Source organism: candidate division KSB1 bacterium, assembly GCA_022566355.1.
Classification (GTDB): Bacteria; Zhuqueibacterota; JdFR-76; order JdFR-76; family DREG01; genus JADFJB01.
The window spans coordinates 1-13,313 of record JADFJB010000031.1 but is presented as its reverse complement, the minus strand read 5'-3'; the positions used below and the strand labels follow the sequence as shown (position 1 = coordinate 13,313).

Below are 13,313 nucleotides of genomic sequence, written 5' to 3'. Positions count from 1 at the left end.
AAATAGGTGATATTATGAAATTGTTCAGATATACAATTGTTTTACTTGTTTTGATTTTACCAACTATTCTGTTTTCCCAATCTACCAGGGAAAGGGTAAAAAATGGTAATGAATTATTTGCTGAGAAGAACTATGATCAGGCATTAAATAAATATCAAGATGCTCTTTTGTCTGATCCTGAAAATGATAGAATTCAATTCAACGTTGGCAATACATTATTCAAAAAGAATAAATATGAAGAGGCATTACAAGAATACCAAAAAGTTATGGGAAGTGAAGATTTGCAACTAGAACAACAAACATATTATAATGTTGGCAACACTCTATATAAACTGGGAAAATTACCAGAGAGTATCCTTGCCTATCAACAAGCATTGAAAATGAATCCTGACGATATCGACGCCAAGTATAATTTAGAATATGTTCGCCGTAAATTAAAAGATAATAAAGATGAGCAGAACCAGGATCAACAGAACCAACAACAACAGCAACAACAGCAAGACCAACAAAATCAGCAGCAACAACAAGGAGACGATGAGCAAGATCAGCAAGATCAGCAGCAGCAACAACAACAACAGCAAGGTGATGAGGAACAAGAGCAGCAGGGTGAGCAACAAAACCAACAGAGCTCTGAACAATTGTCAAAAGAAGATGCTGAGCGAATTTTAGATGCCTTAAAGAATGATGAAAAGGATATTCAGAAAAAGCGGAAAGTTAAGAGTAAAGGGCGGTATCGCGTCGAAAAAGATTGGTAAGAAATGACTTTTAATAAGAATACAAATATCAAATTTCAAAATTTAAATTCAGGTGGTCTTTATTTCCTTGTTTTATTCTTTTTTACAATTCCACATTTCCTCTTTGGTCAGGATTTAACGCTGAGAACCTTAGTCGACCGCACGAAAGTAGCAAACAACCAACAATTCTCTTTAACAATTGAAATATCCGGAAAGGAAGCTCAATCCGTAGGGATTCCCAATCCACCGGATTTATCATCATTTGCCATTTTATCCGGGAACTCAGGTACCACATCCAGTTTTCAGTCAATAAATGGCAGAATGTCAGTTTCAAAGAGTGCAACCTACAACTATATTGCTAGCACTGAAGGCAAATTTGAAATTCCCTCAATCACGATAAATTTCAACGGAAATACATATCGTTCAAGGCCAATTCAAATTGAAATCGTTAAGGGTACTACCCCGCCTTTAACTGCTCGGAATTGGGGTTCAAGGAGTGGCGGTATTCAACCGGAAGATGAGCTTGAAGGGAATTTATATTTAGCCGCAGAAATCGATAAGAATACGGTTTTTAGATATGAACCTGTTGTCGTTACGTATAAAATTTATACTAGGGTTGAGGTGAGTAATTACAGCCTGACCAAATCGCCTGATCTGATCGGTTTTTGGACTGAAGAATTTGAGATTCCCAAACAGCCAAATACTTATGAAGAAATTATAGATGGTAAAAGATTTCTTGTAGCTGAAATCAAAAAGATTGCACTTTTTCCTACCCAAGCAGGGGAGAAAATTTTAGAGCCGATGGAAATAGATTGTGAAGTTCGGCTCAGATCACGAAGACGAAGTCGTGATATTTTTGAGGATTTTTTTGGTAGTAGTAGTCCTTTTGGTCAAAGGGTTCGGACAACCATTGCAAGTGAGCCACTTAAAATTACAGTTAAACCCTTACCTCTGGAGGGCAGGCCTTCAGATTTTAGTGGGGCCGTTGGCAGTTTCAGTTGGAATGCAACTTTGGATAAGAATGAAGTGTCAACCAACGAGGCGATTACCCTGAAGATAAAAATCAAAGGAAGTGGAAATATTAAAATACTTCCTGAGCCAAAATTTAAATTTCCTCAAGGCTTTGAAATATATGAACCGGAAATAAGCCAGAAAATAAATCGGAGCGGTGATGTAATAAGTGGTGAAAAGGTATACGAATATGTTTTTATTCCCAGGTTTGCAGGGACACACAGGATTAAACCCATATCCTTTGTATATTTCGATCCAAACTCTGCTGTTTATAAGAGGCTGGAAACACCTGAATTTGTGATCAAAGCGAAAGCATCGTCGGGAACGGGTGCGCCAATCACAAGCGGGTTAACTCGTGAAGAGATAAAATTCATAGGTAGGGATATTCGTTTTATTAAGGAAAGTCCGGTTGAATTTCAAAAGATAGGAAATCATTTTTATAAATCGTTTCTTTTTGGACTTTTACTTGGTATCCCCCTGGTTGCTTTTGGTGGCACATTATTTTACCGCCAAAGGCAAGGGAAAATGGAAGTGAATGTCGCTTTTGCGAGAAATCGACGTGCGAATCAGATGGCTAAGAAGAAACTAGCAGGAGCCCACAAAATATTAAAAACCGATCAACAAAAAGAATTTTATGCTGAAATCTCGAAAGCTTTGTTTGGATTTATCTCAGACAAACTGAACTTATCAGCGGCTGGATTAAATAGTGATGAAGTTGAAGAAAAGCTGAGTGAAAGAAAAGTTAAAAAGGAAGTTGTTGAAGAGGTGCTATCCATTGTGCATGAGTGTGATTTCCAAAGATTTGCACCTTCGAATGCTACGCCAGAAGGTATGCAACAATTCTATAATCGAGCGACTTCCGCAATATCTAAACTGGAAAAATCAGATCTTAGTTAAATGATCATTCGAAAAACTATATTTCAAGTTTGTTTATGCTTTCTTTTGATATTTTGCGGCCATGTCTATGCAGATCATCAAGAACATAAATTTAATGAGGCAAACAAATATTATCAAAATGGCCAGTATGAGGAAGCGATAAGCGCTTACGAAGAAATTCTGGGAATGGAGTATGAAAGTGCAGAATTATATTATAATCTTGGTAATTCTTTTTATAAATTGGGAAAAAATCCGCAGGCGATTTTGAATTATGAGAGAGCCTCGCGACTGAAACCAAATGATGAAGATATAAAATTCAACTTACAAATTACTAATTTACAAGTAGTTGATAAAATACCATCTATCCCGGAATTGTTTTATGTAAAATTCATTAATGATATGAGAAATTATTTTAGCCTGCATTCTCTTACCTTATTAACAGTTTTTATTTATATCTGTTTTTTTACTTTTTTGATAATCTGGCTTCTAATTAAACCCGGTTCGCTCCGGAGGATATTTGAGACACTGTCATATGGATTTGTTGTTATTCTAATCCTCTTTTCTTTTTTATTTATTTCCAAAGTATTTCATAAAAGAGTTGATGCCATCGTTATGGAAGGTGAGATTGATGTCAGAAGCGCCCCATCTTCTGATGGAACTGAGATATTTAAGATTCATGAAGGTTTAAAAGTTAAAATAACGGATCGACGAGGTGATTGGATCGAGATCAGGCTTTCAGATGGTAAAGAAGGATGGCTTGAATCTTTGGCCATCGAAGCAATTTAAATGTTTTATCAGAAAAACAACTTTGATTTTGAGTCAAGTTTTTTTGCGATGAAATAAAACTACTTTGATTTAAAATTCGAGATCCTAAATTCCAAACAATATCGAAAATTCGAATGATACAAAATTAAAAACAGGCAAAACTGATTTACTCTCCACAATAGGATTCTTCGTTGTGTTTGGTATATTTGGAATTTTATCATTGGAATTTGTTTAGGATTTCGATATTAACATTTCGAGTTTATTAAGTTTGTTTTTCTTGTTGGTTTGAGGCGAAGCTTCGCTAATTGTTAGTCTTAGTTTTATTCAAACTAGTATTTAATTCATCAAAATGAAGATATTAAAAAGGAGAATAATTGAATGATTAGTAAAAAAATGGAAAGAATGTTAAATGAACATATTAAAGAAGAGTTTGACTCTTCGGCAATTTATTTGGCTATTTCAGCCTGGTGTTCGGCCAATGATTTAAATGGAACCGCACTTTTTTTTAGGAAGCAAGCTGAAGAGGAAAATGCTCACGGAATGCGAATTTATGAGCATTTATTCAATGTAGACGCTAGGGCGATTGTGCCGGCTGTCGCTCAACCTCCGGTCAATTATGATTCTGTTATGGACATATTTACAAAAGCCCTCGAATACGAACAACATATTACAGGATGTATAAACAAACTTGTCGACCTGGCTAATCAAGAGAAAGACTATGCGACTTTAATTTTACTGAATTGGTTTGTGACGGAACAAATCGAGGAAGAAGCAACCTTTAAATCCATATTGGCTACGATCAAAATGATTGGTACTGATGGTAGAGGGTTATATTTACTTGATCGAGAGTTAGGGCAAAGACAACAAACAAGCGGATAGGAAATAAACGGGAAGTCAATGAAGGCTTCCCGTTTAATTTTTGCATTAGTCGAAAAACTCATAAAGGCTTAGTATAAACCAAATAGAACATTGTAGCAATAATAATTAATTGCATGTGTTTGTAAAGGTTCATTTTTTTCTGGGCAAGAACCAAGGATTCATTTGTCTTATCTGTTTCCATTCGTAGCTTGAGCGCTTTTGTTCCAAGTACACCCATTATCCCCATCCATACAATAAACAAGATTAGTTTTAAGATAATCCATAACGCTCCAACCTTAAAAAATGGAGTTCCCATATATCCACCAATCAAGAATGCAACAATTGCACTAAAACTTATCCCTCGGTGGATTTTTTGCATTGTTTGGTTGAATTGTTGATATTCAGTTGAACTAGATTCAATTCTCCCAATTCTATAGTCCAGCCAATATAGCAGTAAAGCATAAAGGGCTATGGCATAACCTATTACGGCATGTACATAATACAGGGTTTGGTAAAGCATTTATTACTCCTATTTAAGTGATGTGTAAACTTACATTTACTTAAAATAAAAGATTTAAGGATATTTACAAGCAGTAATAAATGAATTTTTAAAAATATTTTTTTGAAGACTAATATTAAATCCGAATTTAATGTCAGCTTCTTGTGTTAAGAACCTCATTTATTCAGATTAGAGACTTAAACCTAGGATTACCGCAATAATCTAGCGAGGAAGATTCCCAAGATCAACCAGAATGGGATTGATATTAATAATGACCAGTTGACACCTTTTAATAATTTTAATGAATGGCTAAGTTTTGATCTTTCTAACCCGCGATCAATTTTTTCTTTTAGTTCGTCTAAATTGATGGGTTTGACGAGATAGTCGTACGCGCCTTCTTTCATGGAGAGAACGGCTGATTCCACTGATGGATAGCCTGTTAGTAAAATCACTGTTAGATTAGGATTTATTTTTTTTAGTTTTTCCAGAAAAGTCATGCCATCCATTTTAGGCATTCGGATATCAGATAAAACAAGGTCTATAGGAACATCCTGTACTTTTTGCAAGGCATCTTCGCCATCTCTTGCTATGATAGGTAAGTGTCCCCATTTTTTCACAACATCAAATAATAACTCCAGTATATCCTCTTCATCATCCACTATTAAAATATTATCCATTGTTACTTTCCTCTTGTACTTTCCACAGTTCTTTTTGTGAATTACGAAACCATCTAACTAACTAAAACGAATGGTTTCCATTCAATATTATCGTCCAGGTTGGTAATTAAATTTATGCGCATGAAGAAAACTAAAACACAAATTAACAAATGGATGTGTTAATAGTATTACCAAATCCATGATTGAATTTATATTGACTTTGATCAAAATTTATCTAAATTAATTTTCTATATCTGAAAATTTGTTCTCATTTGAAATGACGAAATTAGGAGCGTAGATGTCGGTTCCTGAAAGATTTACTTCAAGATGGGGTTTGATTTTAGCAGCAATAGGCATGGCAGTAGGTGCAGGAAATATCTGGCGATTTCCAAGAATTGTGGCAGAAAACGGCGGTAGTGCATTTTTAATTCCCTGGATTATCTTCCTTTTCATTTGGTCCATTCCATTATTGATTGCGGAATTTGCAATCGGTAAACATACACGTAAAGGGACGATTGGATCCTTTGCCCAAATAATGGGTGGAAAATTTGCCTGGATGGGAAGCTTCGTCGGATTTTGTACAATGGGAATTATGTTTTATTATTCAGTTGTAACCGGATGGAGCCTTTTCTATTTTGTTCAATCGATTTCCGGAAAGCTTGCAACTACAGGCGATTATGAAACGTACTGGAACTGGTTTTCTACTTCATATTGGCCATTACTGGTCCATTTAATTGCTATTTCATTTGCCGGAATTGTGGTATATAAGGGAATTGTAAAAGGAATTGAAAAGGCAGCAAAAATTTTCGTGCCATTATTATTTATATTATTGATAATAGCAGCTGCCCGCGCTTTATTCCTGCCAAATGCTTTGGCAGGTTTGAATTTCCTTTTTAATCCGGATTTCGATAAACTTTTAGACTACCAGGTATGGTTGCAAGCTTTGTCACAATCAGCCTGGTCAACCGGGGCTGGTTGGGGATTAATTCTTACATATGCTGTGTATATGAAACAAAAAGAAGATGTAAACTTGAATGCCTATCTTGTTGGTTTGGGGAATAATTCGGCTTCACTGATTGTGGCATTAGCAATTATTCCAACTGTGTTTTCAATTTTAGGAGAGTCCAAAGCCCTGGAAGTAATGAGCCAGGGTAACCAGGGATTTACCTTTATCTGGATGCCTCAATTGTTCAACCAAATGGCCATGGGAAGTTTATTTTCAACTGTGTTTTTCTTTGCTTTGTTTATTGCAGCGCTTTCTTCCCTAATCCCAATGGTTGAATTGACTGCTCGAATTTTTATGGATTTTGGCATGGAACGACAAAAAGCGGTTAAATTTGTTTGGCTTGGCACATTGCTGCTTGGTGTACCATCGGCGCTATCTTTGGATTTTTTTGATAACCAGGATTGGAATTGGGGCCTGGGTCTGATGTTAAGCGGATTCTTTTTTGCATTAGCAGTAAGAAAATTCGGAGCGGAAAAATTTAGAACAGAATTGGTGAATACTGCACCTAATGATTTGCGAGTTGGGAAGTGGTATTCTTTTTTGATAAAATATGTCATTCCAATCGAGTTTGTTGTTTTAATCGTTTGGTGGTCCTATCAATCGGTAACGGTCTACGAACCAGAAAGTTGGTGGAATCCATTCAAACCATTTAGTCTGGGTACTTGTATATTTCAATGGGGAATTGCGATAGGTTTGTTTATGTTATTTAATAAAAAAATAGTGAACAAAATTCATATGGAGGCGCAATGAAACCACTAGCCATTGTATTTATGATTTTACTTTTGACGATTGTATGGGGAGGTTTTGCCGCACTAATTGTTATAGCCTTTCGAAAAGAACGACAAGCTCAGTCGGATTAAATAATAAATAAAAATGAACTTTCAAGAATTCCTCAAACAGTTCAATTCCGGAAAAGTATTCCCTGTCTACTTTTTTTACGGAGCCGAAAATTATTTCAAAAACCAGGCTTTGGACATTATTTTCTCCAAATATGTCACCAGTCAAACCTCTAGTTTTAATCGAGATATATTTTACGGAGATGATGGAGATGCTGCAAAAATTGTGAATACTGTATTAACCATACCTATGATGTCAGAGAAAAGGGTTGTCGTAGTTAAGAATTATCAGCGACTGTCTCAACCAGGTAAAGAATTGATACTAAAATATTGTAAACAACCGGTTTCACAAACCATATTGGTTTTAGTAGCGGAGGAGATAGATTTTCGTAATAAGATTTATTCTTCTTTGAGGAACTTTGCAGAATGTATTGAATGTAAACCCCCCTATGATAACCAGGTACCAATGTATATTTCACAATTTTCTGAAAAGCGAGGGAAAAAAATATCGCTTGCTGCAATCAATCTTCTTCAATCCAAATCTGGAAATTCACTCGGAGAATTAATTAGCCAGGTTGAAAAACTTATTAGTTACACTGGCGATAAGGAAATTATATCAGAAGATGATGTGGAAAAATTGGTTGGGATTTCCAGGAATTACAATATTTTTCAACTTCGAGATGCGATAGGAGACAGAAGGATTTCGGAAAGTCTAACCATCTTGCGAAGAATGATTGAGATGGGAGAATCACCTGTTTATATTGTTTCATCCTTGACGAGTTTTTTTACAGTGCTTATTCGAGCCAGAGAATTAATTAGAAAGCGAATTCCAAGAAGTGATATGGCTAAACAATTAGGTGTGCATCCTTATTTTCTAGATGCAACAATCAGACAAGCGAAATCATATACTGATTCTGAGATTAACACTAGTTTTGTATTATTGCTCGAGGCCGATAAAAACTTGAAAATCAGTTACCAGAAACCCAAAATTGTAATGGAGATTTTGGTGTTTCAAATTTTGAATCAAATGAAAGCGGCTTGACAGTTGTCATCCGATAGATAAGAAAATGGCTTTGTCAACAAAAGAAAATTATTTACAAGCTAAACAACGGAGGTTAGAGTTATCTGAACAGGATGATGAAGACTTGATTTTTTCATTTCAACAAGGGGAAATTCTTGCATTTGATGAAATAGTAAAGCGTTACAAAGATCCTCTAATGAATTTTGTTTATCGATTTTTAGGAGATTCAATCGAATCCGAAGACGTTGTACAAGAAACATTTTTGCGAGTGTTCAGAAATAAACATGCATATAAAAAAATTGCAAAATTTTCTACTTGGATTTATACTATTGCTGGAAATTTGGCAAAAACAGAGTTGCGTAAAAGGAAGAAAAGAAACATTTACTCTTTGAGTGAAATTGGTTTTGAGGATAAAGATTATGAAATCTCCGATGAATCTCAAAGTCCGGAAAAAAATACTAATTCAAGTATGTATGACGAGATTATTCAACGGGAAATTCAGCAGCTTTCTCCTAAGTTTCGTGAAGTGGTTATTTTGCGGGATATTCAGGAACTTTCATATGAAGAGATCAGTAAGATTATTGATGTGCCACTTGGGACAGTTAAGTCACGAGTGAATCGCGCAAGATTGCGATTACAGGAAAAACTTAAATTTCTAATGGATAAAAAATAAAAATTAACCTCAAGGAGGAAATGGTGTCAAAATGTGAAGATATCACGAGTAGAATATCAGATTATTTGGAGGGGGCTCTCGATAATGGCGAAAAACTAAACTTGGAACAGCATTGTAAAACGTGTGTTGAGTGTTATTCTGTTCTTAATCGCATGGGAGAGCTAAGTCATCATCTACAAAATCTTGAGAAAGTTAAGACGTCTGATTCATTTCAGGCTGTTTTAAGAAGTCGACTTAGAAAAGAACTTGAACATGAATCTGAAACTATTATTGATAAAATTGTACTGTTTTTCCAATCAAAAACAACTCCTGCATTAGGTTATTCTTTAGCGGTCGTGCTATTTTTTGCATATATATCTTATGATATTTATCATCACTCCAATGAAAATAGACAACCCTTCAGTAGTTCAGTATCTCCAACTCCACTCCAGGAACTTCGTACTATAATTCCCGATCAAAACCCAATTGTTCTTGATCAAGAAAAAAGCACAGAGAAATTAATATATATTCTTGAAAAAGTGAAAGAAAAAGATATTCTTAAGGATTCGGAATGGAGCCATGCGAAATCTATTAAAAGATTTGAACAGCAACTACCTTTGACAACGGATGCTAATAGAAACCGGATTCTACTAACTAATCTTCAGACTGTAACTTTTTAACTAGTTCGAGGATAAATATGCGGATTAATTTTAAGATAAAATATACCTTGAGGGCTGTAATTGTACTACTCCTGTCTGGTATTAATTCTTCCGCCATGGCGCAAAGCCCGGCTTTTAATACACTAGAGACTGAGTTGCAAAAGTTAATCTCATATTCCCAACAGTATGTTGTAACCGTAATCGGTGTATCACAGGAAATGTATGATGAAGAAACGGTCCAATCTGCAGATTCTAGCCAAAATCCAAGATCGATCATAAAGCCAGTTTACTATAAAAATGTAGGTTCAGGGTTACTTGTGGATTCACAAGGTATCGTCCTGACAAGATCTAGCATAGTCAAAAATAAAAATAAGATATTCGTTCGATTATTTACAGGTGAAGAGGTTGATGCAGAAATATTAGGTGAACAACCCAATGGGATTACAGTACTGAAAATTAATCGAATTCCTATTGCAAATCCATCTTTTGCTCATGATTCGGGAATGAGACTTGGAAGTTGGATTTATGTTATGGGTTCTTCATTCGGTTATGGTCCAGCCGTTGCGCTTGGCCTTGTTGAAGGGATCCTTGATAATGGCTATGTCCTGATTGGTGCACGTGCATGGAATGGTTGTTCCGGGGCGCCCGTTTTTAATTTGAATGGCCAGGTTGTTGGAATTTTAGCCGCAAAAATTGAAGTGACGCAAGAGTTATCCAAATATACCGGCATAGTAGACCATGATGAATATGTAGTAGTCCCAATTGGCTCTCTTCTCCCTCGAATCGCTCAACTTGTTGACAGAGTGAAACCGGCAGGATGGATTGGATTAACAATTATGGAGGATTCCCAACAAAGAGGGGTTTTCCAAATTAGTCAAATTCAAGATAATAGCCCTGCTTCACAAGCCGGTATCCAAGTTGGGGATGAAATTGTTTCGTTTAATGAAAGAGAAGTTAAGAGTATCTCTGAGATTTGGTCTCAAATAAAAAATAGTAGTGTGGATGATCAAATTAAATTAAAGATCAAGCGAGGTAATGAAACTATTCAAACTAGTATAAAATTTGCTCCCCGTTTAATTATACCAAAGAAATAAAAAAACTTAGGGGCTTTTAAGGTTTATTTCCCTTTTTCAATCGATTGTTGTGATTGAATTTCAATTTAACCTATTTATTCATCCTCAAACAAAAAAAATAGTTGCTTTTAAGCTGTTTGTTTTTCAATTATTTATATTGAAAATCAGGGTTAATTTACTATATTTATGATTCAATAAAATAGGATCATTGAATGAGGAGTTCTACAGACTCTGATAAGCAAACAATCTGGCACATATTTGATGAACGTTATTTATTAGGCCTGCTTGCGTTACTATTTATTGTGGGCCTTTTTCTTTCTGTTCTTTTCAAAGAACCATATATCATCTGGATATTACGATTCGTTATTCTAGGTTTAGGTCTTGCATTGTTTTATTTACTCTGGAATGACCAAGTCAAATCGGAGAGTGAATATGAAAATGTTTCAGATGAAATTACACAAACAAATTCTGCGATTCAATCAATAACGGAATTTTCGGTAAGCTCGTCAAGTGAAAAAGAAGAGCAATTTGATTTTTATCAAGAGATTAACCAGTTTTTTGGAAATATAATAAAAATTATTCAGGCATCTTTTGCTGCAAATTCGGCAGTCGTTTTTTTATGGAATAATCATTCTAAGGCACTGCAAGTTGAGTTTTGTTCAAGCAACAGTCGTGATTTGAAAGCTGGGACTTATATTGATCGGGATGGCACACTTCCTGGTAGCGTGTTAGTGAATAAAACGGTTATATGTGAAAAAAGTATTCCATCCGGTCAACCGGTACAATATTATGAAAAGCCAATTGAAATTCGATCTTTTCTCGGTGTTCCAATGACAATCAGCGGCGAGATCAAGGGCGTTTTGTGTATCGATAGTCTAGCCGCCAACGATTTCAGTGATAATGATGTGGATTTACTTACATCTTTTGAAAAATTGATCAGCCAGGGTGTCGAGTTAATCAGTGAGCGGGAAAAGATTAGGTTGATTAATCAATCTATTTCAGCTCAAAAAGTGTTTCTGGATAGTTTAAATGATGACTTTTCTAAGGGTAACACATATGTAGCTATTGGAAAAGCTTGTAAAAAGGTGTTTGATTATGATCGTCTTTCAATTATTATGGTTGCGCAAGAAAACCAAGATGAAGGAGTTGTGGTTAAAGTTTTCGGTCAACACGATAGTATGCCGGAAGGATATCGATTCCCGCTTTCTGAGGGTATAAATGGGTGGGTAATTCGTAAAAATGAACCTTTGTTACTTGGCGACTTGGAGAAAGGAGATTTATTCAGACCGCGTTATTCGAAGTTGGATAAATCAAATTATGGTTTGCGATCTTTTCTCGGTGTCCCGATAAATTTTCAAAATAAAGTATTTGGAACTATAAGCCTTGAAATTAGACAGCCTGAATACTACACGGAATGGGATCAAAATATTTTGATGATTCTGGCTTCTAATTTTGGGATGGCTTTTTCTGTAATGACAGATTCGTCAATTCAAACAGAAATAATTATTAACAAACAATAAATTGGAGGAAACGTGGCAAAAAGTATATCATTTGCAGACAAAATGGCTAAAAAAGCCAAGGCATCAACCAATACCTGTCCGGTCTGTAATGGAGAATATAAAAGAGTCAAATCTGTGAAATATTTTCAATCTGACTCTTCAGGAAGCTGGAAGTTCAGCCAAAAAATGGTTAATTTATGTAAATGCAATGAAAAAGAGGTTTACTCGCTCTAAATGGATATAAATCTTCAAAAGATAGTTGTAGCTACCAATAATGAAGACAAATTGAATGAAATCAAAATGCTGCTTAATAATTTAAAACTAAATATTTTGAGCAAAAATGATTTTATGGATTTTCCGGAAATGGAAGAAACTGGTGATAGCTTAAAAGCAAACGCTTTGCTAAAAGCAAGAGGAACCTTTCAAGCGACGGGCTTGCCATCAATAGCAGATGACACCGGGCTGGAAGTGAGTGAGCTAAACGGCGCTCCAGGTGTATATTCGAGTCGATACGCGGGAACATCAGCGAGTTATGAAGATAATGTTCGAAAATTATTGAATGAAATGGAAAATGTTCCTATAGAAAGAAGAGGAGCCCAATTTCGCTGCGCTATAGCTTTTGTAGATGGTGAACATGAGTTTACCATTGAAGATGTTTGCAAAGGAATAATTATTCATTCTCCACAAGGCAAAGATGGTTTTGGTTATGACCCCATTTTTTTTGTCCCTGAATATGGAAAATCCTTTGCTGAGATGTCGCCTGAATTGAAAAATAACATCAGCCATCGCGGGAAAGCTTTAACTAAAATTAAACCCTATTTATCTGAGTATTTTGAAGCAAAGGTAGTTCATCAAAAATAAAATAATTAAATGAAGAGAAATATGAACAAAATTGTTTGAAATTTAGTTACCTAAAACATAAATTATGATCTTTGAAAAAATCGGGGCGTAGCGCAGTCCGGCAGCGCATCTGCTTTGGGAGCAGAGGGTCGGAGGTTCAAATCCTCTCGCCCCGACCATTCTTGTAACTATTCCATTTAAGTCAGGAATTACTAGTAGCAGGTAGTGGTTAAATGCAAGATAAAAGTGCACCGGTTAGTTTAAGTTTATTTTTCGTAGTTTTGTTAATAAGAAAAGATTTTTCATAAAGGATTTTCTGTTGTTTATC

The 13,313-nt window shown here is 35.4% G+C and carries 15 protein-coding genes and 1 tRNA gene; 14 read left to right on the top strand and 2 right to left on the bottom strand.

All coding sequences use genetic code 11. The features are described from left to right. The first annotated feature begins 14 nt into the window (after positions 1-14). From IIC38_07515 to IIC38_07500, 4 genes are all read left to right on the top strand, one after another. A complete protein-coding gene (locus IIC38_07515) occupies positions 15-755 on the top strand; it encodes a tetratricopeptide repeat protein (GenBank protein ID MCH8125792.1) in 741 nt (246 codons plus the stop codon). 3 nt (positions 756-758) lie between these two features. Beyond that, the gene (locus tag IIC38_07510) at positions 759-2,642 is read left to right on the top strand and encodes a protein BatD (GenBank protein MCH8125791.1); all 1,884 of its coding nucleotides are present in this window, start codon (positions 759-761) and stop codon (positions 2,640-2,642) included. Beyond that, entirely contained in the window at positions 2,643-3,407 is a 765-nt protein-coding gene (locus IIC38_07505; protein ID MCH8125790.1) for a tetratricopeptide repeat protein, read from the top strand. Positions 3,408-3,764: 357 nt separating this feature from the next. Beyond that, positions 3,765-4,265, top strand: a complete 501-nt coding sequence (locus IIC38_07500) for a ferritin (protein ID MCH8125789.1) — start codon at positions 3,765-3,767, stop codon at positions 4,263-4,265. 58 nt (positions 4,266-4,323) lie between these two features. Here IIC38_07500 and IIC38_07495 read toward each other — a convergent pair whose 3' ends face one another. Then, on the bottom strand, positions 4,324-4,764 hold the full coding sequence (locus tag IIC38_07495) for a hypothetical protein (GenBank protein ID MCH8125788.1): 441 nt from the start codon (positions 4,762-4,764) through the stop codon (positions 4,324-4,326). A 188-nt stretch (positions 4,765-4,952) separates the two neighbouring features. Beyond that, complete coding sequence (locus IIC38_07490; GenBank protein ID MCH8125787.1) at positions 4,953-5,420, bottom strand: response regulator; 468 nt, start codon at positions 5,418-5,420, stop codon at positions 4,953-4,955. Between the two features lie 277 nt (positions 5,421-5,697). Here IIC38_07490 and IIC38_07485 point away from each other — a divergent pair, with 277 nt between their 5' ends. The 10 genes from IIC38_07485 (at position 5,698) to IIC38_07440 (ending at position 13,164) form a co-directional block, all read left to right on the top strand. After that, the gene (locus IIC38_07485) at positions 5,698-7,155 is read left to right on the top strand and encodes a sodium-dependent transporter (protein MCH8125786.1); all 1,458 of its coding nucleotides are present in this window, start codon (positions 5,698-5,700) and stop codon (positions 7,153-7,155) included. Continuing rightward, the gene (locus IIC38_07480) at positions 7,152-7,265 is read left to right on the top strand and encodes a methionine/alanine import family NSS transporter small subunit (protein ID MCH8125785.1); all 114 of its coding nucleotides are present in this window, start codon (positions 7,152-7,154) and stop codon (positions 7,263-7,265) included. Before IIC38_07485 ends, IIC38_07480 begins: the two co-directional genes overlap by 4 nt. A gap of 13 nt (positions 7,266-7,278) precedes the next feature. Further along, positions 7,279-8,283, top strand: coding sequence for a DNA polymerase III subunit delta (gene holA / locus IIC38_07475; protein ID MCH8125784.1), 1,005 nt, complete (start codon positions 7,279-7,281; stop codon positions 8,281-8,283). 25 nt (positions 8,284-8,308) lie between these two features. Continuing rightward, positions 8,309-8,935 carry a sigma-70 family RNA polymerase sigma factor gene (locus tag IIC38_07470; protein ID MCH8125783.1) on the top strand — a complete coding sequence of 209 codons (627 nt, stop codon included), beginning with the start codon at positions 8,309-8,311 and terminating at the stop codon, positions 8,933-8,935. 20 nt (positions 8,936-8,955) lie between these two features. After that, complete coding sequence (locus IIC38_07465; GenBank protein ID MCH8125782.1) at positions 8,956-9,594, top strand: zf-HC2 domain-containing protein; 639 nt, start codon at positions 8,956-8,958, stop codon at positions 9,592-9,594. 17 nt (positions 9,595-9,611) lie between these two features. Then, positions 9,612-10,667 carry a serine protease gene (locus IIC38_07460; GenBank protein ID MCH8125781.1) on the top strand — a complete coding sequence of 352 codons (1,056 nt, stop codon included), beginning with the start codon at positions 9,612-9,614 and terminating at the stop codon, positions 10,665-10,667. A 191-nt stretch (positions 10,668-10,858) separates the two neighbouring features. Continuing rightward, positions 10,859-12,166 carry a GAF domain-containing protein gene (locus tag IIC38_07455; GenBank protein MCH8125780.1) on the top strand — a complete coding sequence of 436 codons (1,308 nt, stop codon included), beginning with the start codon at positions 10,859-10,861 and terminating at the stop codon, positions 12,164-12,166. A gap of 12 nt (positions 12,167-12,178) precedes the next feature. Continuing rightward, on the top strand, positions 12,179-12,379 hold the full coding sequence (locus IIC38_07450; GenBank protein MCH8125779.1) for a hypothetical protein: 201 nt from the start codon (positions 12,179-12,181) through the stop codon (positions 12,377-12,379). Beyond that, positions 12,380-13,006 carry an XTP/dITP diphosphatase gene (locus IIC38_07445; GenBank protein ID MCH8125778.1) on the top strand — a complete coding sequence of 209 codons (627 nt, stop codon included), beginning with the start codon at positions 12,380-12,382 and terminating at the stop codon, positions 13,004-13,006. An 81-nt stretch (positions 13,007-13,087) separates the two neighbouring features. Then, positions 13,088-13,164: transfer RNA gene (locus IIC38_07440), tRNA-Pro, on the top strand. Positions 13,165-13,313: the final 149 nt, after the last annotated feature.